This is a genomic window from Amycolatopsis sp. NPDC021455 (assembly GCF_040640995.1).
In the GTDB taxonomy this organism is placed as follows: Bacteria; Actinomycetota; Actinomycetes; order Mycobacteriales; family Pseudonocardiaceae; genus Amycolatopsis.
The window spans coordinates 39,374-61,314 of the sequence record NZ_JBFACT010000042.1; the positions used below are offsets into that span (position 1 = coordinate 39,374).

18 protein-coding genes are annotated in these 21,941 nt (G+C 71.6%); 7 read left to right on the top strand and 11 right to left on the bottom strand.

All coding sequences use genetic code 11. From position 1 onward, the window contains the following. Position 1 precedes the first annotated feature (1 nt). Positions 2–1,450, bottom strand: a complete 1,449-nt coding sequence (locus tag AB0G28_RS33390) for a phospholipase D family protein (protein ID WP_361098296.1) — start codon at positions 1,448–1,450, stop codon at positions 2–4. 86 nt (positions 1,451–1,536) lie between these two features. On the opposite strand from AB0G28_RS33390, the gene AB0G28_RS33395 reads away from it, so the two are divergent. Next, positions 1,537–4,800, top strand: a complete 3,264-nt coding sequence (locus tag AB0G28_RS33395) for an NACHT domain-containing protein (RefSeq protein ID WP_361098299.1) — start codon at positions 1,537–1,539, stop codon at positions 4,798–4,800. An 18-nt stretch (positions 4,801–4,818) separates the two neighbouring features. Here AB0G28_RS33395 and AB0G28_RS33400 read toward each other — a convergent pair whose 3' ends face one another. The 6 genes from AB0G28_RS33400 to AB0G28_RS33425 form a co-directional block, all read right to left on the bottom strand. After that, positions 4,819–5,739, bottom strand: coding sequence for a PDR/VanB family oxidoreductase (locus AB0G28_RS33400; RefSeq protein ID WP_361098302.1), 921 nt, complete (start codon positions 5,737–5,739; stop codon positions 4,819–4,821). After that, entirely contained in the window at positions 5,739–5,897 is a 159-nt protein-coding gene (locus tag AB0G28_RS33405) for a hypothetical protein (protein ID WP_043791512.1), read from the bottom strand. The genes AB0G28_RS33400 and AB0G28_RS33405 overlap by 1 nt, the downstream gene beginning before the upstream one ends. Next, entirely contained in the window at positions 5,894–6,925 is a 1,032-nt protein-coding gene (locus tag AB0G28_RS33410; protein WP_361098306.1) for an aromatic ring-hydroxylating dioxygenase subunit alpha, read from the bottom strand. Before AB0G28_RS33410 ends, AB0G28_RS33405 begins: the two co-directional genes overlap by 4 nt. A gap of 70 nt (positions 6,926–6,995) precedes the next feature. After that, positions 6,996–7,760 (bottom strand): IclR family transcriptional regulator, encoded by a 765-nt coding sequence (locus AB0G28_RS33415; protein ID WP_361098308.1) that lies wholly within the window; start codon positions 7,758–7,760, stop codon positions 6,996–6,998. 148 nt (positions 7,761–7,908) lie between these two features. Next, complete coding sequence (locus AB0G28_RS33420) at positions 7,909–8,850, bottom strand: acyl-ACP desaturase (protein ID WP_361098311.1); 942 nt, start codon at positions 8,848–8,850, stop codon at positions 7,909–7,911. 93 nt (positions 8,851–8,943) lie between these two features. Then, positions 8,944–11,532: an alpha-glucuronidase family glycosyl hydrolase gene (locus tag AB0G28_RS33425; RefSeq protein WP_361098314.1), complete on the bottom strand. Its 2,589-nt coding sequence runs from the start codon at positions 11,530–11,532 to the stop codon at positions 8,944–8,946. Positions 11,533–11,698: 166 nt separating this feature from the next. Between AB0G28_RS33425 and AB0G28_RS33430 the strand changes: the two genes are divergently transcribed. Beyond that, on the top strand, positions 11,699–15,040 hold the full coding sequence (locus AB0G28_RS33430) for a TM0106 family RecB-like putative nuclease (RefSeq protein ID WP_361098317.1): 3,342 nt from the start codon (positions 11,699–11,701) through the stop codon (positions 15,038–15,040). Here AB0G28_RS33430 and AB0G28_RS33435 read toward each other — a convergent pair. Next, entirely contained in the window at positions 15,019–15,177 is a 159-nt protein-coding gene (locus AB0G28_RS33435) for a hypothetical protein (RefSeq protein ID WP_361098320.1), read from the bottom strand. The two genes, AB0G28_RS33430 and AB0G28_RS33435, sit on opposite strands and share 22 nt — an antisense overlap. 74 nt (positions 15,178–15,251) lie before the next feature. Beyond that, positions 15,252–15,860, bottom strand: coding sequence for a DUF2231 domain-containing protein (locus AB0G28_RS33440; RefSeq protein ID WP_361098323.1), 609 nt, complete (start codon positions 15,858–15,860; stop codon positions 15,252–15,254). Positions 15,861–16,050: 190 nt separating this feature from the next. Here AB0G28_RS33440 and AB0G28_RS33445 point away from each other — a divergent pair, with 190 nt between their 5' ends. From AB0G28_RS33445 to AB0G28_RS33455, 3 genes are all read left to right on the top strand, one after another. Further along, positions 16,051–16,581, top strand: a complete 531-nt coding sequence (locus AB0G28_RS33445) for a hypothetical protein (protein ID WP_361098326.1) — start codon at positions 16,051–16,053, stop codon at positions 16,579–16,581. Between the two features lie 54 nt (positions 16,582–16,635). After that, the gene (locus tag AB0G28_RS33450; protein ID WP_361098329.1) at positions 16,636–17,442 is read left to right on the top strand and encodes an FkbM family methyltransferase; all 807 of its coding nucleotides are present in this window, start codon (positions 16,636–16,638) and stop codon (positions 17,440–17,442) included. A gap of 69 nt (positions 17,443–17,511) precedes the next feature. After that, positions 17,512–17,865 carry a hypothetical protein gene (locus tag AB0G28_RS33455; RefSeq protein WP_361098332.1) on the top strand — a complete coding sequence of 118 codons (354 nt, stop codon included), beginning with the start codon at positions 17,512–17,514 and terminating at the stop codon, positions 17,863–17,865. Positions 17,866–18,120: 255 nt separating this feature from the next. On the opposite strand, the gene AB0G28_RS33460 is transcribed toward AB0G28_RS33455, so the two are convergent. Beyond that, positions 18,121–20,103: an amino acid transporter gene (locus AB0G28_RS33460; protein WP_361098335.1), complete on the bottom strand. Its 1,983-nt coding sequence runs from the start codon at positions 20,101–20,103 to the stop codon at positions 18,121–18,123. 131 nt (positions 20,104–20,234) lie between these two features. Here AB0G28_RS33460 and AB0G28_RS33465 point away from each other — a divergent pair, with 131 nt between their 5' ends. Continuing rightward, positions 20,235–20,639: a ChaB family protein gene (locus tag AB0G28_RS33465; protein ID WP_361098338.1), complete on the top strand. Its 405-nt coding sequence runs from the start codon at positions 20,235–20,237 to the stop codon at positions 20,637–20,639. 126 nt (positions 20,640–20,765) lie between these two features. Here AB0G28_RS33465 and AB0G28_RS33470 read toward each other — a convergent pair whose 3' ends face one another. Next, positions 20,766–21,158, bottom strand: coding sequence for a hypothetical protein (locus AB0G28_RS33470; protein WP_361098341.1), 393 nt, complete (start codon positions 21,156–21,158; stop codon positions 20,766–20,768). Positions 21,159–21,350: 192 nt separating this feature from the next. Between AB0G28_RS33470 and AB0G28_RS33475 the strand changes: the two genes are divergently transcribed. Beyond that, complete coding sequence (locus tag AB0G28_RS33475) at positions 21,351–21,941, top strand: chemotaxis protein CheB (protein WP_361098344.1); 591 nt, start codon at positions 21,351–21,353, stop codon at positions 21,939–21,941.

The following is a 21,941-nucleotide window of genomic DNA, read 5'->3' on the forward strand; positions in this document are numbered from 1 at the left end:
CTCAACCGTCCACCAACAACCCCCGCAACGGCCCCTGAAGCCGAGCCACGCGGCGGGACACTCCCGGCAGCAGGACCAGCCGGTGCGTCCGCTGCTCACCCCGCCGTTCCCGCTCCGCCTGCTCCTCCGCCAACGGCCGCCACAGGTTGTCCACGACGTCCGCCGGGTCGCGGTCCTCCAGTTCCGCCACCGGGCGTCCCAGGTGCTCGGCCCACAACCGCAGCCGGGTCGCCCGGGCCACCGCCGGGTCGTCCGTCGCGATGTTCACCTCCGTGTCGTTGAACAGCGAATGCTCGTTCAAGTTCGCCGAGCCCACCGTCAGCCACGAGTCGTCCACGATGCCCAGCTTCGCGTGGACGTACACCGGGGCCGCCGAACCTCCGTCGTGGGCGCTGATCGTCGTCGCCAGCAAACGGCGGTTGCCGTCGTCCGCGTCCAGGAGCCTGCCCAGCTGGCCGCGTGTCGTGTCCGAGCCGTTGCTCGGCTTGCGGGGCAGCAGCAACACCACGCGGAAACGGTCGTCCGGCGGGTTCCGGAGCTTGTCGAGCAGCACCTCGGCGATCTCCGGTGACCACAGGAACTGGTTCTCCAGGTACACCAGCCGCCGGGCCGAGCGCAGCGCCCGCAGGTAGCCGTCCAGGACCGTGAACTCCCCACGAGGCAGGAAGTCGTACGTGTCGTTCGGGACCGTCTTCAGCAGCTGGACCCGGCTGCCGCCCACCGGGTCCGGGACCGCGGGCGACGGCAGATCCTCGCCCGCCACCTCGGTCCACCGCCGGCGGAAGTGGACGGCGACGTCCGCCACCGCCGGGCCTTCGACCCGCGCCATCAGGTCGTGCCAGCCGATCGGGCGCGGCGGGTGGTCCGGGCTGTCGTGCCGGTCGCCCTCCAGCGCCGTGAAGTCCACGCCGCCGACGAACGCGACCGCGTCGTCGACGACCACCAGCTTCTCGTGGTGGCAGTGCAACGTCCGCTCACGCGCGTCCAGCACGCACCGCACCTTCGTGCCCTCGGTGAACTTCCGTCGTTCGGACCGCGCCAGCTTCCGCGACGGCTGGAACGCCGGGAACGGCGGCCCCGCCCACAGCAGGACCCGGACCTCGACACCGCGTCCGGCGGCCTCGGCCAGCAGCTCCCGCAGGGTGGGCGAGCCGGGTTCCCGCGTCAGCCGGAAGTCCGCGCTGGCGTGCCAGTTCGCGATGTGCACGTGCGACTTCGCCCGCCGGATGGCCTCGGCTACGGCGGGCAGCGACTCCTCGCCGTCGATCAGCACCTCGACGCGGTTGCCGTCGCGGACCGGCGCCCGGCCGCCGAGTGGATCCCGAGCCCCACCCGGTGCCAGCACGTCACCCCAGCCGAGCCTGCGCAGGCGCCGCCGGTGGTGGGCGCACAGAAGACTTTCCAGCCCGTCGCCCAGCCGTTCGTCCACCTTGTCCAGGAACGTCTTCACCGTCCCATATCACTACAGATCGGCCCGGCTCGCCGTGCAGTAACAGTGAGTGAAGCAGTCGCGACTCGACTCCCATGGAGCCTTTGGTGCTGAAGGTGGGCGCAGCGGTCGTGAACTCCGCCGTGAAGTCGTGGCTCACCAGCCGCAAGAGTGAGTTCGAGCAGCAGAGTTCGCTGGCGGAGCTGGTGCAGGCACGCACGGGAGGCGGCTTCTTCCGCAGACGTTTCGACCGCGAGATCGAAGCCCTGGTCGATGTGGTGTCCGAACGGCTCCTGCTGTTGTGCCGGCAGGAAGTTCCGAACCTCGACGACGGGGAGCGGTCGGCGGCGCTGGCCGAGGTGGTGGACGCCTTCGAACGAGCGGATCTGGCCGACGCCGACTTGTTCGAAGTCGATGTGGACCCGGCCAAGCTCGCGCGCCGCCTCCGCGCCACCCTGCCGGACGCGGCGGAACGCGCCGGTCTCAGCGAGGCCGGGACGTGGTTCCACCGCCGCGTCCTCGAGGAGTGCTGCGGCTACTACGTCCGCCTCGTCGTGCACTTGACGCCGTTCGCGGCGAGGGCCGGTGCCGAGTTGCTCGGCCGGGTGTCGGGCTTGGCCGAGCAGCTCGAACGAGTCCTCAACCGGCTCCCGGCGCCTTCCTTGATGGCCCCCGACGGCACGGCGTCGGACGCCGAGTTCCGCTCCCGGTACCTGCGGCAGATCAGTGAAACCCTCGACGATCTCGAGCTCTTCGGAGTGGATACCCGCAGCTACCGGCCCCGGACGACGTTGAGCGTCGCCTATGTGAGCCTGACTGTCCGCGACACCGGCGCCGATTCGCTCGGGCCGGCCCACGAAATGCTCTCGTGGCGGGGCGATGCGATGCGCGGCCAAGACGGCTCCGTTCGAGCCGAGCGAGCGTTGGCAACGGCCGGCCGCATCCTGATCCGCGGCGAAGCCGGCTCGGGCAAGTCGACATTGCTGCGCTGGCTCGCCATCAACGCCGCGCGTGGGACGTTCCGCGACGAGCTGGCCGGCCTCAACGGGTACATCCCGTTCCTGATCAAGTTGCGCAGCTACTCCGGCCGGAGGCTGCCGTCGCCGGAGGAGTTCCTCGACGGGACAGCGCAGGCACTGACCGCTCTGATGCCGTCGGCCTGGGTCCACCGCCAACTCGCCTCAGGGCGCGCGATCGTGCTCGTCGACGGCGTCGACGAACTCACCGCCGATGAACGCGCCGCGGTACGAGCGTGGCTCAAAGACCTGATCCAGGCTTTCCCCGAGATCAGGCTGGTGCTCACCTCGCGGCCGTCGGCTGCCGCCAAGTCGTGGCTGAGTGCGGAAGGGTTCAATTCCGCTTGGATCGAGCACATGAGCCAGGCCGATGTGCGCGCCCTTGTCCGCCACTGGCACAAAGCAGTACGGGAGGTGGGAAGCCTGCCGTGTGCCGAGGAGGATCTTCCCCGATACGAGGGTGTCCTTCTCAGCCGCTTGGACGGCAACGCCCACTTGAGGGCCCTCGCGACGACGCCGCTGTTGTGTGCCATGTTGTGCGCCCTCAACCTGGACCGTGCTTCGTTTCTCCCACGCAACCGGCTCGAGCTCTACGTGACTGCGTTGTCGATGCTGCTGGAACGGCGTGACGCCGAACGGCGCATCCCCGCTTCGCTGAAGATCGGCAACCAGGAGAGTCGCCAGTTGCTCCGGCACCTGGCTTGGCGGCTCTCGGTGAACGGCCGGTCCGAGCTGAGCAGGGAGGAGGCACTCAGGCGCCTCTCCGAACGGCTTGCGACCATGCCGAGAGTCGACCACGACGCCGAGCAGCTGCTCGATCACCTCGTGCAGCGGAGCGGGATCGTCCGTGAGCCGGCCCCGGGCAGGATCGATTTCGTGCACCGCACGTTCCAGGAGTTCCTGACCGCGGAAGAGGCCGCGGACCAGGGCGATGTCGGCTTGCTCGTGCAGAACGCGCACCTGGACCAGTGGCGGGACATCATCGTGATGGCCGCGGGCTTGGCCAACGCGCCGCTGCGCGAGCAGTTGTTCCAGGGCCTGTTCGACCGGGCCGACGCCGAACCGAGAACCCGGCGGAAACTCCGCCTGCTCGCCGCGGCGGCGACCGAGTCCGCACCCGCCCTGACGATAGCGCTCGCCGAGCGCATGGAGAGCGCGCTGACCGCGCTCATTCCGCCCCGGTCGAAAGCCGAAGCCCGGTCCCTCGCCGCCGGCGGCGAAGTCTTGCTGCCACGGCTGCTCGACACGCCCGCCGACCTTTCGGAAGCCATGGCAGCCGCCACCGTCCGGACCGCGGCATTGATCAACGGCCCGGACGCCTGGCCGGTGCTGGAGAAATTCAGCCGCGATCCGAGGCCGGCTGTGCAGAAGGAGCTGATCGCGGCGTGGAGCTACTTCGACCCCGACGAGTACGCCGCGCGCGTCCTCGCCGATGCTCCTTTGCTCGGCGGGCATCTCTGGGTCGACGACCAAGTTCTCCTCCCCGCGGTTCCCAGACTTCGCCACTTGAACAACTTGAGCATCGATCTGCGCGACTTCACGGATCTGGAAGTGCTGCCGCGGTTGCCGTACCTGCGCCTGGCTCAACTTGCCGGCGACTTCGAAGACCTCGCACCCCTGGCGCGGTGCACCGAACTGGAAACGTTGTTGCTGGCGCCTCGCGGGGCGGTCGATCCCCGTGGCCTCTCCGGCTTTCCGAACTTGCAGCAGCTGTTCTTCTACCCCGGAGTTGCCTCACTGACAGACCTCGGGTTCTTCCGGTCCATGGCGAGTTTGTCTTCACTGGGCTTGGAACGACTTGAAGAAGTGGAGGACTTTTCCCCTCTCGGCGATCTGCGAAACTTGACCGGTTTGAGCCTGTATCGATATTCCGATGGAGTGGACTTCGGCTTCCTCCGCAATTTGACCGACCTTCGTTTTATGGATTTCGGGCGGACTGTCGAGGGTGCCGGGCTGGGCATCCGCGGTGGCCTGTGTCAACTGGCTGTGGACGCTCCCGGGATCCGCAGGCTGGGTTTCCTCGACGTCCAGCCCTTGGCGGAACTTGAGCATATTGCCCGGTTTTCCGCATTGGAAGAGTTGTCCATCCGCTACTGCCAGGTCGAGGACTTCACTCCGCTCACCACTGTGGGAAGCCTGCGAGTCCTCGCGACGACCACGCCGATCGATCCGGGTCAGCTTGCGCAAATCGCCCGGATAACCCAGCTGACGACGCTGGATATCTTGTCGAGTCACCAGGATCGAAGGAATATCGACCTTGCCGGATTGGGTGACGTCCGGCTGACTGTCCGGGCCTACGGCGGCGAGCACCGGATCGTCGGCGCGGGCCCGAGAATCAAGGTGAAGTGGCTGTGAGCCGCGGCCGCCTGTTCGTCAGAGGTCGAGCACCAGCCGCGGGGAGCAGGCGCGCGACACGCAGAGCATCATCACCTCGTTCTCCAGCCGCTCGTCGGCGGTCAGCACGGAATCCCGGTGGTCCGGTTCGCCGCCCAGCACCCCGGTTTCGCACGTGCCGCACGTCCCCTCCCGGCACGACGACAGCACCGTGACCCCGGCTTCCTCGACCACCTCCAGGATCGACCGGTCCGCCGGCACCGGAAGCACCCGGCCCGAGCCGGCCAGCTCGACCTCGAACGCCGTGCGCGGACCCTCGTCCGGCCGGGCGGTGAAGCGCTCGACGTGCAGGTCGCCCGGTTCGAGGGCCTCCACCGCGGCCAGCAGCGGTTCCGGGCCGCAGCAGTACACCGCCGTGCCCGAACCCGCTGAGGCCAGCAGCGCCGGGAGGTCGAGCAGGCCGTATTCGTCCTGGGGCCGGAAGACCACCCGGTCGCCGTGCTGGGCGAGCTCGGCCGTGAAGGCCATCGAGGAGCGGGTCCGGCCGCCGTACACCAGCTGCCATTCGCGGCCCGAGCGAGCGACCCGGTCGAGCATCGGCAGGATCGGCGTGATGCCGATGCCGCCCGCGATGAACAGGTACCGCTCGGCTTCGACGAGGGCGAAGTGGTTGCGCGGGCCGTCCACCTGGAGACGATCTCCGGCGAGGAGCTTGTCGTGCACGTACGCCGAACCGCCGCGGCCGTCGGGCTCCCGCAGCACCGCCACGACGTACGCCGACGTGTCCTCGGGATCACCGCACAGCGAATACTGCCGCACGATCCCGCCGGGCAGCAGGAGGTCGACGTGCGCCCCCGGCTCCCACGACGGCAGCGGCTCGCCGCCGGGCGCGCGGAGGGTGAGCGCCACGACACCGTCGGCCAGATTTTCCTTGCGGTCCACCAAAAGATCGAGAGTCATCAGTGTCCTTCGGGGTGCGCGAGGAGCCATTCCCACAGCTCCACCGGGTCTTCGAACTCGCGCTCGGCGCCGCAGTGGCAGACCGCGCGCAGGCGGTCGGTGCCGAGCACCCAGTGGATCCGGTAGACGCGGTCACCGGTGAGCATGGGGCGCGTCACGGCGTGGCCATCCGCTGCAGCATCCGGCGGGCCGCGAGGCCGCCGGTGTCGATGTTGATCGACAGTTCCTGGTAGCCGTCCGGTTCGGCAGCGACGACCTGTTCGAGGACGTCGAGCGCTTCGACGTCCTGCAGCACCACCGTGCGGTTGTTCTCCGCGAGGAAGGCCGACACGCCCTCGTCGTCGAGCGCGAAGTCCCGGGCCACCGCCCAGAAGTCGTGCGTCGAGTGCTCGGTCTCCGGCGTGATCGCGTAGACGACCTCGACGTGGAACGCATCCGGGTCGGTGCCGTCCGGGTTCGGCACCGACCCGACCGGCGCGATCCGGCTGTGCAGCTTGTACAGGCACGGCGGCGTGTACTCGATGTCCTGCCAGCGCGTGATGCGGCCTTCGAGGCCGGTCGACTTCGAGTAGAAGGGCGGGCACGCCGCGTCGGCCATGTGCCGCGAGACGTAGACGATGCCGGCTTCGTCGTCGACTTCGGTGGTGATCGGGGTTTCGGCGACCTCCGGGGTGCCGATGTAGCCGCCGTGCAGGTACGTCTCGTGGGACAGGTCCAGCAGGTTGTCCACCAGCAGCGAGTACCGCGCCTTGAGCGGCTCCATCCCGCGGACCGTGGTGTAGCCGGGCGAGTCGAGCCAGGGCGCCCGCGGAATCGCGGCCGCGTCGGCCTTCGCGGGGTCGCCGATGAACACCCAGACGAAGGAGTCCTGCTCCACCAGCGGGTAGCGCGCCAGCCGCGCGGTCCGCGGCACGCGGGTCTGCCCGGGCACGGCGACGCACTTGCCGTCCACGCCGTAGGTGAACCCGTGGTAGCCGCAGATGACCTGGTCGTCGACCAGCCGGGAAGGCGCCTGCGACAACGGGAACCGCCGGTGGACGCACCGGTCGGCCATCGCGGTGACGCTCCCGTCGCGCGTCCGCCAGAACAGGATCGGTTCCCCGCAGATGGTCCGGCTGAACAGTTCGCCGCCGATCTCGGAGCCGTAGGCGGCGACGTACCACTGGTCGCGGGGGATGGCGCTCATCGGAAACGTCCTTTCGTGGTGGGCCGGATCACAGGGTGCGCGACCGGCCCGGGTGCCACGAAGGGCTATTTCATAAGATGGAAAGCGCGCGCGAGATCGCCCGGGCGCTGGTCATGACCAGCGGGGCGAGCGCGTGCGGCGCCGCGCTGCCGCACCGCACGACGAGCGACACGGCCGCGACGACCTGGCCCCGGGCGTCGTGGATCGGCGCGCCGACCGACAGCGCGTCGAGGGTCACCTGGCGCTCGCTGATGGAGAACCCGTGGGTGCGCACGTCGGCCAGCATGTGCCGGAGCCGGTCCGGGTCGGTGACGGTCTCGCTGGTGTACCGCTCGATCGGGCGGCCGAGGACGTCCTCCTGCACCTCGGCGGGGGCGTGGGCGAGCAGGACGAGCCCGACGCCCGTCGCGGTCAGCGCGAACCGCCCGCCGACGCGGGTCAGCACGGGCACGGCGCCGGTGCCCGCGATCCGTTCGATGTACACCACTTCGGTGCCCTCGCGAACCGCGAGCTGGACGTTCTCCCGGGTGATCTGCGAGAGGTCCTCCAGGAACGGCAGGGCGAGCTCCCGCAGGCCCAGCCCCCGCGGCGCGAGCGACCCGAGCTCCCACAGCCGCAGCCCGACGCGGTAGACGCCGGCTTCGTCCCGTTCCAGCGCGCCCCACTCGCAGAACTCCCGCAGCAGCCGGTGCGCGGTCGCGGCCGGGATCCCGGCCCGGCGCGCGACCTCGCTCAGCCGCAGCGCCGGCCGGTCCGGCGAGAACGCTTCGAGCACCCGCAGGGCGCGCCCCAGCACGGGCCCGGTGGCGCCGGGAACGCGACCTCGATGCGGCACGGCGACCTCCGGCGGTACGGCTCAGGCGTCCACTATGCCTCGCGCGGCCCGGCGGGCTTCGGGGGCGTTCCGGCGGTGCTGGCCCGGGACGCCGGTGCCTGCGGTGGGCGCCCAGTATGCCCTGGCCGTCCCGGGCCCGGGGTGCGGCTCAGGCCTCCACTATGCCTCGCGCCACCCGGCGCGCCTCGGCGGCGTCACGGCGTTCCTCGAACCGGGACGCCTGCGTGTCCAGCCCCTTGAGGAACACGGCCAGCTCCTCCCGCGCCGCTTCCCCGACCGGGCCGAGGCCGGTCAGGTCGAACACCTTCCAGTACCGCAGCAGCGGCTGGACGACGTCGTCGTGGTGGATGCGCAGGTCGTAGATGCCGGCCTTGGCGATCAGCGCCGCCTTGCGCGCGAAGCTCGGGATCACCGCGCCCGGCATCGCGAAGGTCAGCACCTCGTCGGTGATCGCGCGCATCATGGCGTCCGGCGAGATCTCCAGCGCCGCCTTGACCAGGTTGCGGTAGAAGACCATGTGGAGGTTCTCGTCCGTGGACACCCGGGCCAGCAGCCGCTCGGCCAGGGGGTCCTGGGTGTAGCGGCCGGTGTTGCGGTGGGAAAGCCGGGTCGCCAGCTCCTGGAACGAGACGTACGCGCAGACGTTCAGCAGCGGCTTGTCCCCGGTGTCGTAGCCCGCCTGCATGGTCTCCATCCGCATCCGCTCCAGCTCGACGGGGTCGACGGCGCGGGTGACCAGCAGGTAGTCGCGGATGCAGATGCCGTGGCGCCCCTCTTCGGCCGTCCACCGGTGCACCCAGGTGCCCCACGCGCCGTCGCGGCCGAAGGCGCGCTCGATCTCGCGGTGGTAGCTGGGCAGGTTGTCCTCGGTGAGCAGGTTGACCTCGAGGGCCGTCCGCGCGATCGGGCTCACCTTCGACTGCTCCGGGTCCCAGGCCTCCCCGCCCAGCTCGGCGAAGTCGCGCCCCTGGCTCCAGGGGACGTACTCGTGCGGCATCCACTCCTGGGCGGCCGCGAGGTGCCGGTTGAGGTTCTCTTCGACCGTGCCTTCCAGTTCGTGCAGCAGGCGGGTGGTTTCGGGGACCGGCATGGGGGAACGTCCTTCCGTACCTACGCGACCGTAACCTACGGTGCCGTAGGCTACGACAACGGACGCGGCCGGCGGGAGGTTCCCCGGAAGCCTTCAGCGGGTGAAGTCGAACACGTAGTCCTTGAGGATCGGCCCGAAGAAGCTCCTCCCGGTGACCCGCACGACGGCTCGCCCGGGCACGTCGCGAGCCTGCGTGAGGACTTCGCACCTGACGGCGGGATCGGCCGGGACGACCTTCGTGATCTTCGGCGAAGCACCCGCCGGCACCGGGATGGTGAAGGACGGCGCGCCGGCGTCGAAACCGCCGATGGTCCGGCCGCCGACCACGATCCCGATCGCGAGGGGCCCGTTCGTCGGGACGGCCAGGCCGTTGAACTCCTGCCAATACCGCACGCAGGTGTCGCGCCAGGCGCCCGCGTCGGCCTCGTGGGCGGCGAGCTTGGCCTTCACCTCGGCGAAGCGCCGCGCGTCGACGTGAGGCTCGAGCGAGTCCCACGCCTGGCGCATCCACGTCACGTAGTGGACGCCCGTCTGGTAGCGGTACACCAGCTCGTCCCAGAAGAGCCGGCCGTTGCGCAGCCGCCGGTCCCACGGCACGTGGTGGAACCACATCAGCAGGTTCTCGGGGGTGGTCTCGATGTCGGCGTACCGGGCCGCGAGCACCGGGAAGTACTGCGCGGTGAAGCCGCTGCCGGTGGGGGAGCGGTCGTAGCCGAGCCCGGCGCGGTCGGCCTTGTTGTAGTACACCGGGCTCCAGTCGTCCCGCGCGAGCCGCTCGGCGGGGTTGGGGCCGTAGTGGTCGCTGGACCGGAACTGGTGCGCGACGCCGAGCGGGGTCTGGTAGCTCACCAGCGCTTCCCGGGAACCCATCATCATCGTCACGATCATCCGGACGACGGAGTCGCGGTTGCTCCAGGTCAGCCGGACCCAGTCTTCGGCGATGCTCCGGGCGTCCAGGGTCCAGTCCCACGCCAGCCTGCCGAAGGCGTAGAGGTTCGCCTGCGCGAAGTGGTGCCCGGTCAGGTTGTCGGCGTTGCCGAGGTTGGCCACGCCGACGATCGCGCTGTCGGAGTGGCCCTGGGCCGTGCCGTCCACCACGTTGCCGACGAGGCGCTTCTTCAGCAGCAGGCCGTGCTCGTCGGTGGCATACGTGTCGGATTTCAGGACCTCTTCCCACAGCGGGCCGAGGTAGCACAGCATCGTGTTCTGCCCGGTGTACTCCTGGGTGACCTGCAGTTCGATGGCCTGGTTGGTGTGTTCCAGCCGGCCGAAGAGCGGGTTGGCGGGTTCCCGGGCCTGGTAGTCGAGTGGGCCGTTCTTGGTCTGCAGGAACACGTTCGGCGCGAACCGGCCCTTCGTGCCGTCGGGCTGCGGCTCCTCGTCGATGGGGCCGAACTCCAGGTAGGCGCGCTTCAGCCGGTCCGGGTCCACGTCGGCGTTGTAGACGAAGGTCCGCCAGAAGATCCGCATCCCGAGCGGCGCCACCGCGGCCGCCATGCCGTTGGCGCCGTCACCGTGGTCGTAGCCCAGGTCCTGCGGCCCCGGCTGGCCTTCGGAATTCGCTTTGACGGTGAAGCCCAGGAAGTCGGGGATCGCGGCCTGCAGCAGCCGGGCCCGGCGGGTCCACCAGTCCCGGAACTTGGCGCTGTAGGGATCCAGCTCTTCCCGGGTGAGGGTGTCGGGCGCGAACCGGGCGTCCGTCGGCGCCGCGTAGTTGATGGACACGGCCAGCCGGACGCCGTACGGGCGCAGCGCGTCCGCCAGTGCGGCCTCCTGCTCGATGGCGGCCGGGGTGAGGTAGAAGCTGTTGGCGTTGACGTTGTTGATCGTGATGCCGTTGATGCCGACCGACGCCATCGCCCGCGCCGCGACGAGGTACCGGTCGAGGATCACCGGCAGGTTCAGCGCGGCGGAAGCGCCGGTGGCGGTGAAGTCGAAGATGGCGCCGTTTTCGCCGTTCAGCCCGCCGGTTCCCGCCGCGTTGTTCCCGGCGTAGAGGCGCTCGGTCTCCCAGTAGTTCAGGTACCGGTGGTTGATACGGGGGACCGACGAGATGTCCAGGTCGGCAACGGATTTTTGAGCCTGGAGACGGCGGAGGAACGCGAATGTCCCGTACAGCACGGCGACGTCGGTGGTGCCCGCGATGACGATCGCCCGGTGTCCGCCGCGGGACACCGAGCGGATGAGGTAGCCGTCGGTGCCGAGCGGCGTCAGGTCGCGCGCGGGAACGAGCCGGCGCACCAGGGGCGAGCTGTCCGGGGTGCCCACGACCACCGCGCGATCGGGAAAGCCGCCCCGCACCGGCACCGGGCGGCCCAGCAGCCCGCCGAGGCCCCGGACGAGTTCGTCCCGCGCCGCTTCCAGGGTGCTTTCCACCAGGTGCTCGGTGGATCCGGGGGCCATGCTCAGGTTCGCCGTGTGGCGGTGGACCTTGGTGCGGCCGGCGTTCTCCACGACGATCGCGCCGAGCGCGGCCCGGTACCGGGCGAGGAGGCCGGGATCGGCGACCGGCTCGTAGCGCAGCCACAGGTCCGAGCCGTCGTAGTCGCCCGGGAACGCGTTCGGAGGACTCGCTTGCGCCGGAACGGCACCGAACATCGAAGTGGCCAGGGCGGCTCCGCCGCCGATCAGGAAGGACCGTCGGCGCAGCCCGTTCCGCTCGTTCTCGTCGCTGAGAGACACCGTGCCCCCATCGTGTGCACGAGTATTCAGTTCGGTTCTCGCACTATCGCGGGCACGGGTCCGCACTGTCAAGAATTGGCGATATAGCGGGGAATTCCGAAAGTTTCGGCGTGTCGGGGACGGCGTGCTCCGGCCCGGGTGACCGGCCGTGTCAGACTGCGCGGCGATGGTCACCCCAGCCGATCTCGCCGACCTGCTCGAATGCGAGCACCGCAGCATCCTGAAACAGGCATGGGCCGCGGGCACGCCGGGAGCGCCGCGGCCCGCCGAGCCGGAGGTCGCGCGCGGCCGCGCGAGGACGGAGCCGGCGCCCGTCCGCGGCCGCGAAGTGGTCGAGATCGACGACCCGGACCACGCCGCGGAAGCGACCCGGGAGGCCATGCGCTCCGGGGCACCGGTGATCCACCGGGCCGTCGTCGCCGACGGCGAGTTCTCCGGCCAGGTGGACTACCTGATCCGAGACGGCGAAGGCCGCTACGAGGTGTACGCCGCGAAGCCGGTCAGGCATGCGACGCCCGCGGCGGTGGTGCAGCTGACCGCGTGCGCCGACACGCTGCGGCACGACGGTGGCCCGCTCATGCACCTCGGGCTGAGCGACGGCGGCACCCGGACGCTGCGGGTCGAAGACTTCCGGCCGCTCGTCGACCGCCTGCGGGCCCGGCTGCGCGGGCGGCCGGCGCGGCTGCCGGTCCCGCTGTGGGCCGACGAACGCCCGGCCTGCGCCGGCTGCGGGTTCGCCCAGCACTGCGCGTCGGCCCGGGAAGCCGACCGCGACCTCTCGCTCGTCGCGGGGATGCGCGGTGACCAGCGCCGCAAGCTCGTCGCCGCCGGCCTGGGCTCGATCGACGCCCTGGCCGCGGCCGGCCCCGGCGACCGGCCGCGGGACCTGTCCGTGACGTCGTTCGCGGCCCTGCGCGCCCAGGCCGCGCTGCAGGTCAGGCAGGACGCCACCGGTGAAGTCGCCTACGAGATCGTCGACCCCGGCGCGCTGGCCACCCTGCCGGTCCCCGTGCCGGGAGACCTGTTCGTCGAGGTGGCCGGCGACCCGCACGCCCTGTCCGGCGAGGGGCTCGAGTACCTGTTCGGCGCGGCCGGCGACGGGGAGTTCACGCCGTTCTGGGCCCACAGCCGGGCCCAGGAGCGGCGCGCGTTCGAGGAGTTCGTCGACTTCGCCGCGGCACGCGTCGCCGAGCACCCGGGTTCGCACGTCTACCACTACGCGCCGTACGAAGTCACCGCGATCAAGCGGCTCGCGGCGGTGCACGGGACCCGCGAGGAGACCGTCGACCACCTGCTGCGCAGCGGCGCGGTGGTGGACCTGCACGCGGTCGTGCGCAAGGCGCTGCGGGTGTCGCAGCGGTCGTACTCGATCCGGCACCTCGAGCCGCTCTACCAGCCCGGCGCCCGCGGGAAGACCGCCGTGTCGGACGTCGAGGCGTACGAGGAGTACCTGGCGTTCGCGCAGTCCGGGGAACCGGAACGCGCGGACGAGGTCCTGCGCCGCATCGGCGAGAACACCGAGGACGACTGCCGCTCGGCGCAGCGGCTGTTCGAGTTCCTGCACCGGGTCCGCGCCGACGCGGGCATCGCCGTCCCCGAGCCGGCCGAGGAATCCGCCGAAGACGCGCTGCTGCGCGCGGCCGAGGAGGACGTCGCCGCCGAGCGCCGCGCCGAACGGGCCGCGCAGCTGGCCGCGCTGGTCGACCCGCTGCTCGACGGCCTGCCGGACGACCCGGGCGAGTTCACCGGCGAAGAGCGGGCCCGCGCGCTGCTGGCGGCGTCCGTCGGCTACCACCGCCGCGAGACGAACCCGGCCTGGTGGGAGTACTTCCGCCGGCTCGCCGCCCCGCTCGGCGACCTCGAGGTGGACACCGCGTGCGCCGTGCCGGTCTCGCTGGAGGCGGGGGAGTGGGTGCCCCCGGCCGGGCGGGCGCGGACGGCGAAGCGGACGCTGCAGCTGGCGTGCGACCCCGACCGGCCGCACCCCTTCGCGCCGGGTGACGACGTGCGGCTGCGCTACGGCGACACGGCCCGCGACGCGAAGGTCGTCGCCGCCTCGGCCGTGGAGCTGACGCTGGAGGAGAGCAGCCCGCCGGACGCGACGACGAACGACCGGCCGACGGCGGTGCTGCCCGGCAGCCCGGTGCGGCCCTCGCCCAAGGACGAGGCGGTCGCCGAGCTGGCCCGCCTGGTCGTCGACACCCTGCCGGAACTCCCGCGGCACCCCGGCGTCGACCTCCTCCGGCGGACCCCACCACGGCTGCGCGGCGGCGCGGCGCTGCCCGAGCCGGGGGAGGACCTGGTCGCCACGGTGATCGAGGCGGTCGACGCCCTCGACGGTTCGACGCTGGCCGTGCAGGGGCCGCCGGGCGCGGGCAAGACCTACCTCGCCGGGAAGCTGATCGCCCACCTCGTGCGGGCCGGGCGGACCGTCGCGGTCACCTCCACGAGCCACAAGGCCGTGGAGAACGTGCTGAGCGCGGCCAAGAAGAGCGCGCCGGAGCTGCCGTGCGCCAAGCGCGCGAAGAAGACGCCGGACCCCGCCGCGCCGTGGGAGCAGCCGAAGAGCAACCCGGCACTGGTGAAGTGGCGCGAAGAGCACGACACCGGGCACCTGGTCGGCGGCACGGCGTGGACGTTCGCCAACGCGGCGATCCGCGAAGAACCGTTCGACCTCATGATCATCGACGAGGCCGGCCAGTTCGCCCTCGCGGACGCGCTGGCGGTGTCCGTGTGCGCCCGCAATGTCCTGCTGCTGGGCGACCCGCAGCAGCTGCCCCAGGTGGTGCAGGGGACGCACCCGGCGGGCGCGGAGGCTTCGGCGCTGGGGCACCTGATCGGCGAGGCGGACATCATGCCCGCGTCGCTGGGGTATTTCCTCGACGAGACCCGGCGCATGCACCCGGCGGTGTGCGAACCGGTGTCGAACCTGTCCTACGCCGGACGGCTGCACGCCCACCCCTCGGCCGCGGAGCGCGCTTTGGACGGTGTCGCCGCGGGCCTGTACCTGGCCGAGGTCGACCACCAGGGCAACACGACCCGATCGGTGGAGGAAGCGGCCGAGGTCGTCCGGATCGTGTCCGAAGTGCACGGTCGCATGTGGACGGACCACGGTCCGCCCCGCCCGCTCGGCGACGCCGACATCCTCGTGGTCGCGCCGTACAACCTGCAGGCGCGCACGGTGACGCGGGCCCTGGCGGACGCGGGCTTCCCCGGCGTCCGGGTGGGCACGGTGGACCGGTTCCAGGGCCAGGAGGCCCCGGTGGTGATCACGACGATGACGTCGTCGTCGGCGGTCGACCTGCCGCGCGGGCTGGACTTCCTGTTGTCGAGGAACCGGCTGAACGTGGCGTTGTCGCGGGCACAGGCGCTCGCGATCCTGGTCTGCTCACCCCGGCTCGTCGAAGCCGACATCCGGACGGTGGACCAGATGCGCCTGGTGGCGGGCATGATCGGCCTGCTGGGCGCGGCGCGGCCCTGGCCGGCTCAGCTGGGCGGTTCCACCTGACCGGCGTCCTCCTCGACGTCCTGGCTGTCGGGATTTTCGCGCTCGGCCTCGGGAATCTCGACGTCGAGGTCGACGTCCGGGGTGCCGGGAGGGCGGGGTGCGTCGGGGGTCAGCGGCCCTTGTTCGGATTCGGTCATGGCAGCCGGTTACCCGCTCATTCATGATCGAAGCAGCCCTCCACGGACTTGCCTCGCGGACAGGCCGGCGCCGGTCAGGCGGGGTTGCGGGGCGCGACCGGATCGGCTCCGGCCACCTCGGCCGGCGCGAGGTCGTCCAGCGGCTGCCAGCGGAAGACTCCCGCCCCCTGCGCGTAGGCCAAGTGCCCGCCCAGCGCGCCGGCCACGCTCGTCGCCGCGAGGCCCAGTGCGCCGAACAGGCGTCCACGCCCGATCTCGCCCCGGCCGCGGGCGACGTACGAAGCGCCGAACGCGGCCGTCGCCAGCGCGTTGCCCGCCGCGTGCACCAGGCCGACCCGGCGTTGGCGCTCGTCGAGGCCCGCGTAGTCGGCCAAGCCGAGCAGGATGGCCGCCGGTGCCGCCAGGAGACCGGCCGCGACCAGCCTGCGCGCCGTCTCCTGGCCGTCCGGGCGCAGGTCGAACGCCGCCGAGCACAGCCAGGCACCGACCGGGACCGTCACCGCTATGGGGTGCAGCGGGTGGCCCAGCCCGCGGCCGCGCAGCTGCTGACCGGCCGCGCTCGCCGCGGGCCTCCGGAGCAGTCGTCTGACGACGGTGGCCGGTCCGTCGAGGACTTCGGCGTGTTCCACCGCTTGCAAGGCCCGGTGTGCCCACGAGGGCCGGCCGTCGCGCGTCTGATCCATACCGCCCGGCTACCCCGCCGCGTGCCGGTCAACCTTCGGCCCGTGCGGGCGGGACACCGCCGCCGTCAGCAGGTCGCCCGGCTCGGCAGCCGGCAGGTCTACGCCCGCGGCGCGCTGTCCCGGTCGATGCCCGCCGTGTTTCGCGGTCGCCTCAGCGGGAAGTCCGGGGCAGACCGGACGAAGGAGCCCGATGACCGAGCCGAACCAGCCCTACGACCCGCCGCAGGACACCGGCGCGCCCGATGCCGCCGAGACCGACCCGGTCGCGCTGAACAGCGCCGAAGACCTCGACGAGGACCGCCTGCGCGTCGACCCGCTCGAAGAGGGCATGGATCCCCCCGAACACTGGTCGGGGGTGACGAAGTACGGGATGACCCCGTGGGAGCAGGCCCACCCGCGGCCGCTGGGCGAGCGGCTCGCCGAGGAACGCCCGGACCCGGCGGCCGAAGAGGCATCCGAAGAGGACACGACCGTGCGGGAGTACGCCGAGGACACCGGCATCTCCGCCGACATCGCCGGCGGCTCCATGGCGGCCGAGGTCCGCGAGGCCCCGGACGCCGGCTCGGCTTCGCACCGGCCGATCCAGCTGGAACCGGTCGAAGGGGACGGCCCGCCGGCCGACACCGAACCCGACCAGGTGGGCGTGGACGCCGGTTCGGCCCCCGCCGCCGGCCCGGAACAGGCCGCCCTGCACGTCGAGGAGGACGCGAGCAACCGGTGAGGAGCCGCCGAACGGGCCTGGCTCAGGCGGTCCGATGCTGATATTCCTCGGTGCGTGACCAAGGACGTGATCGACCTCCACAGCATCAACCCGTGGGAGGTGTCCTTCCTGCGCGAGGAGGTGGGTGCCTACTTCGGCCACGGCGTCGAGCTCGCCCCCGGCGCGACCGTCCTCGACGTCGGCGCCAACGTCGGCGTCTTCTCCGCGGCCGTGTACGAGCGGCTGGACGGCGACGTGCGGATCTACGCCTTCGAGCCGCTGCCACCGCTCCACGAAACCCTCGAGCGCAACGGCCGCGAATTCTTCGATGGGCGGCTGACCGCGTTGCCGTTCGGGCTCGCGGCCCGCGAGGACGAGCTCGACTTCAGCTACTTCCCGGCCGCGACGATCTTTTCGTCGTCGTTGCGGGACGAGGGGAACGTCGAGGCCGAACGGCGGCGGGTCACCGCCAGCGTCGTCGAGATGATCCGCCGGGGCGGCCTCGGCACGGCGTTGCGCCGCGTGCCGGCGCCCGTCCTGCGCGGGATCGTCGGGCGCAAGCTGCGGGTGATGCGGGAGCTCGAGACCCACCGCGTCCGCGTCCGGCCACTGTCGGCGGTGCTCGACGAGCAGGACATCGACCGCGTCGACCTGCTGAAGGTCGACGTCGAAGGAGCCGAGCTCGACGTGCTGCGGGGGCTGGAGGACCGGCATTGGCCACTCGTCCGGCAGGCGGTCGTCGAAGTCGAAGGGTGGCGGCGGCACCGCGACACGGTCCGTGACGTCTTCGCCGCACGGGGTTTCGCGGTCGAGGTGGTGCAGGACCCGGTCCAGGAAGCGGCGGACATCGGGATGGTGTTCGCGGTCCGTGCCGGAGAGTGACGCGGTGGCCGCGCCGGGCCCGGCGTTGCATACTGCAGGTATGCCGCCGAAGAACCCGGAGCCCGCGCGGTGAGCCCGCGCGAAGGGCCGTCCCGCCCGAAGTTCGGCCGGATCGACCCGTTCTGCCTGCTGGCCGTGCTGCCCGTGCTGTTCGTCGCCGGGATCCTCGGCGCGCTGGTCAACGTGCTGCTGGGGCTCGGCTTCGCCGCCGTCGCGTGGTTGATCGTCCTCTTCGACTCCTGGGCCAACCGGCCCGGTCCGGTACCGCCCGCGCCCGCTCGTCCGGCGAGGGTGCAGCGCCCCGCACCGGTTCGTGCGCCGTCGCGCGCCCCGGCTCGCGCGCCCGCCCGCATGCCGCGGCCGGCGGGAGCGCCTGTTCGTGCGCCGATCCGGCGCGCGGGGCCGCCGCCCGCGACCAGGTGAGCCGGGGCGGCGCGAGCCAGTTCCGCGGCTGGTAGGAGAAGCGCCGGCCGCCAGGTGGGTCAGGGCAGCGCGAAGCCGGACTCGCCGCCGCGCCGATCGCCTCGCGGCGGCGGGAGTGCCCCGGCCGGTCCTGCGCGGCGGTGACCGGCCGTTCGCCGAGTACCGGGGGATCGACCCGGAAGGCAACCGGTTCGACCTGCCGGAGCACGGTTGCCGGCCACCGCCGCGCAAGAGACCTGCTGAGCGGGCGCTCCCTCAGCCGCCGACGTGGATGCCCGGACGGCGGGCCGGGTCCTTTTCGCTGCTGCGGATGATTTCGCGGACGACGGGCGCGGTGTCGCCGCGGCCGAGCAGGAGGTAGCGGAACAGGTGCCCGAGCGGGTTGCCCTCGGACCATTCGAAGTGGCATTGGGGCCGGACACCGGTCACGTCCCGCAGCGCCAGCAGGATCGCGGCGATCGCGTTGGGCGCGGCGGGGCTGTCCGCGCGGAGGATCCGGTGCCCGTCGACGTCGACCCCGCGGACCTTGAGCACGTTGCTGAACTCCGACGGGTCCACGACGTCGATTTCGAGGAAGAGGATGTCGGCGGCGCCGGGCACCGGGTTCATCCCGCGCTGTTCGGCTTCCTTGGCCGAGTATTCGGCGTCGTCGCCGCCCTGGCGCCGGTTGGCGATGATGTTGAGGGCGCCGTCGTTGGCCAGCGAGTCGGCGATGAACCGGCGGGCCTCTTCGTCGAATTCGATGTGTTCCGCGCGCAGTTCCGTCGTCCGCGAAACCCGGGAAACGAGCGAGACGACGATGATCCCGAGGATGAACAGGGCCGAAATGGCGATGCCGTCCGGCTTTTCGATGACGTTTTCGACGAGGGCGTACAGCAGCACGAGCGTGAGCACGACGAACCCCGCGGTGGCGCCGTGCTTGCGCCGCCGGATCGCCGAGATGCTGACCGCGACCGAGCCGGAGACCATCATCGCCAGGATTCCCGTCGCGTAGGCGCCGGCCTGGGCGTTGACGTCGGCGCCGAACGCGATCGTGATGAGGATGCTGATCGCCGTGTAGACGAGCACGACCGGCCGCACGGCGCGGCCCCACTCCGGGGCCATGCCGTAGGACGGCAGGTACCGGGGGACGATGTTGATCAGCCCGGCCATCGCCGACGCGCCGGCGAACCACAGGATCAGGACGCTGCTGATGTCGTAGGCGGTCCCGAAGATCTCGCCGAGCTCGTGGTGGGCGAGGTAGGCCATCGCGCGGCCGTTCGCTTCGCCGCCGTCCTTGAAGGCGTCGGCCGGGATGAGCACGGTGGTGACGAAGCTGGTCGCGATCAGGAACACCGACATGATGACCGCGGCCGCGGTCAGCAGCTTCCGCGTGTTGCGGATCCGGGACTCCAGCTTCTCTTCCGCGGTCTTCCCGTCGGCCGCGACCAGCGGCATCATGCTGACCCCGGTCTCGAATCCCGACAGGCCCAGCACGAGCAACGGGAACGCGAGCACGGCCGGCCCGATGACGCCGGTGAACCCGCCGCCGCCGGCGGTCAGCGCGTCGGTCCAGCGGGAGAGGGCGGCGGAGTCGCCCAGCAGGTCGATCACCCCCGCGACCGTGACCACGGCGTTGAGCAGCAGGAAGACCGCGACGAGCGGGATGGCGACCCCGACGGCCTCGCTGAAGCCGAGCAGGAACACCCCGCCGAGGATCAGCAGCAGCACGACGGTGATGAGGACCGCGTGGCCGTGCAGGAAGCCCGGCAGGTACGGGTTTTCCAGCATGTGCACGGTGGCGTCCGCCGACGACAGGGTGATCGTGATGATCCACGACGTGGCGACGAACCCGAGCAGGGTGAGGACGAACAGCTTGCCGCGCCAGAACGGCAGCAGGTCCTCCAGCATCGCCACCGAGCCCTGGCCGTGCGGGCTTTCCGCGGCCACCCTGCGGTACATCGGCAGCATGCCCAGCAGGGTCAGGGCGACGATCAGCAGGGTCGCCAGCGGCGAGAGCGCGCCCGCGGCGAGGGCGGCGATGCCCGGCAGGTACGAGAGGGTGGAGAAGTAGTCGACGCCGGTCAGGCACATGACCTTCCACCAGGCCTGCGGCGTGCCGTGGTCCTCGCCGCCCGCGCGGCCGACCGGAGCCACCCGATGCTCCAGCAGCCACCGGGCCACGCCCGAAGCCGGCGGCTTCGGCGTCACCGGGCTGTCGACCTTCTCCGGAATGCTCAAATCGGGTGAAGCACCCATGTTCGCCCTTTCGTCCCCTCGTCCCCGCAAAACACCGGCCCCCAGCATGCCCGAGCCCGGTGCCGGGCCGTCCGGGGGTGTCCACGCCGGACGGCCGTTTCACCCCCGCGACCGCGGGGTAGCCGGGCCCCATGCCCGGACGCGAAGACTTGCCCAGCACGCTGCTGCGGTCGCCGCGCAAGGCCCAGGACACGTGGGTGGCCGCGCACGACTCCGCGCTGAAGACCTACGGCCCCGGCAGGCGGGCCCAGCAGACCGCCTACGCGGCGTTGAAGCACACCTTCGAGAAGGTCGGCGACCACTGGGAGGCCAAGCCCGAACGCGGCCCGTCCGACGAGCAGGCCGCCCGGGGCGCCGGGCAGCCGGTGCGGCCGACCCGCGGCGGGGTGAACGCGACCGCGAGCCGGCAGCACCTGTACGAACGAGCCAAGCAGCTCGGCATCCCCGGCCGGTCCCGGATGTCCAAGGAGGAACTGGTCACCGCGCTGGAGAAGGAAAGCCGCCGCCGGACGGCCCGCGCCCGGCGCGCGGACTGAACCGGCACCCGGGCCACTCTCCCGATGTCTTGAACGACTCGTTCAGGACGTCCGGCGTCCTGAACGACTCGTTCAGGACATCGCAGCGGCCGTCACGCCCGGCGAGCGGGAACGAGGCCGGGACGGTCAGAACTCGTCGGCGGCGGTGAGCTCGTGCTCGAAGGCGTCCGCGCGGGCGACGACCGTCTTGAGCGGGCGCTCGAACTCCCCCTGGATGCTCAGGTCCTCCAGGGGCACCGTGTGCTTGAGCAGGGCGACGCCGTCCACCACCGCCGCGCCGCCGACGGCCGAACCGCCGGCGAGCTCGAGGAGCTTCCGCAGGTCGATGCGGTCGGCCCAGCCGACCGGCGAGGAGATCTCGACCCACGAGCCGCCGTCGAGCTCGGGGAGGTGGTGCACGGTCACCTGCTGAGTCCGGTCCTGCGGGCCGTCGAGCCGGAACCGCAGCCAGCCGTCCCGCTCCTCGAGGACTTCGTACCGCGTCCGGACAAAGTTGATGACGTCGATCCAGGTGGTCACCCGTTCCGCCTCCCGCCTCGGCCTGCCTGCGCGGTCGCAGCATCTCACGTCCGGACCGGGCCCGGCATCGGGGATGGTCCGGACTCCCGGCTGGTGAGCCGCGGGAATCGGTGACACGATGTCGTTCATGCGCGGTCGTCGAGAAGCGTGCGGCCGTCGATGCGAGAAGCTCGCCGTCGGCGGTGCGGCCCGGTGACCGCGGTCTCCCCGCTGCGCTTCCCGGTCGTCGCCCTGGTCGCCTCCGCGGGCGGCCTGGACGCCCTCAGCCAGGTGCTCGGCCCGCTCCCGGCGGATCTCCCGGCCGCGGTGCTCGTCGCGCAGCACCTCGACCCGAGCCGGACGAGCCAGCTGACCGCGATCCTGGCCAGGCGCACCGCGTTGCCGGTCGGTGAGGCGGCCGACGGCGGCGAACTCGTCCCCGGCGCGGTCCTGGTCGTCCCCGCGGCGCGGCACCTCCTGGTCACCTCGGCGGCCCGAATCGGGCTGCTGGACACCGGCGCCCTCCCGCCCGCGCGGCCTTCGGCCGATCTGCTGCTGGCCACGCTCGCCGTCACGTGCGGCGCCCGGGCGCTGGCCGTCGTCCTGACCGGCCGGGGCACCGACGCCCAGATCGGCATCCGCGCGGTCGTCCACTGCGGCGGCACCGTGTTCGCCCAGGACGAGGGCACCTCCGCGCACTTCGGCATGCCGGGCGCGGCGATCGGTACCGGGCTGGTGCGCGCCGTGCTGCCGCTGGCCGAGATCGGGAAGGCGATCGTGGACCACGTCGGCCGGTACTCCTGA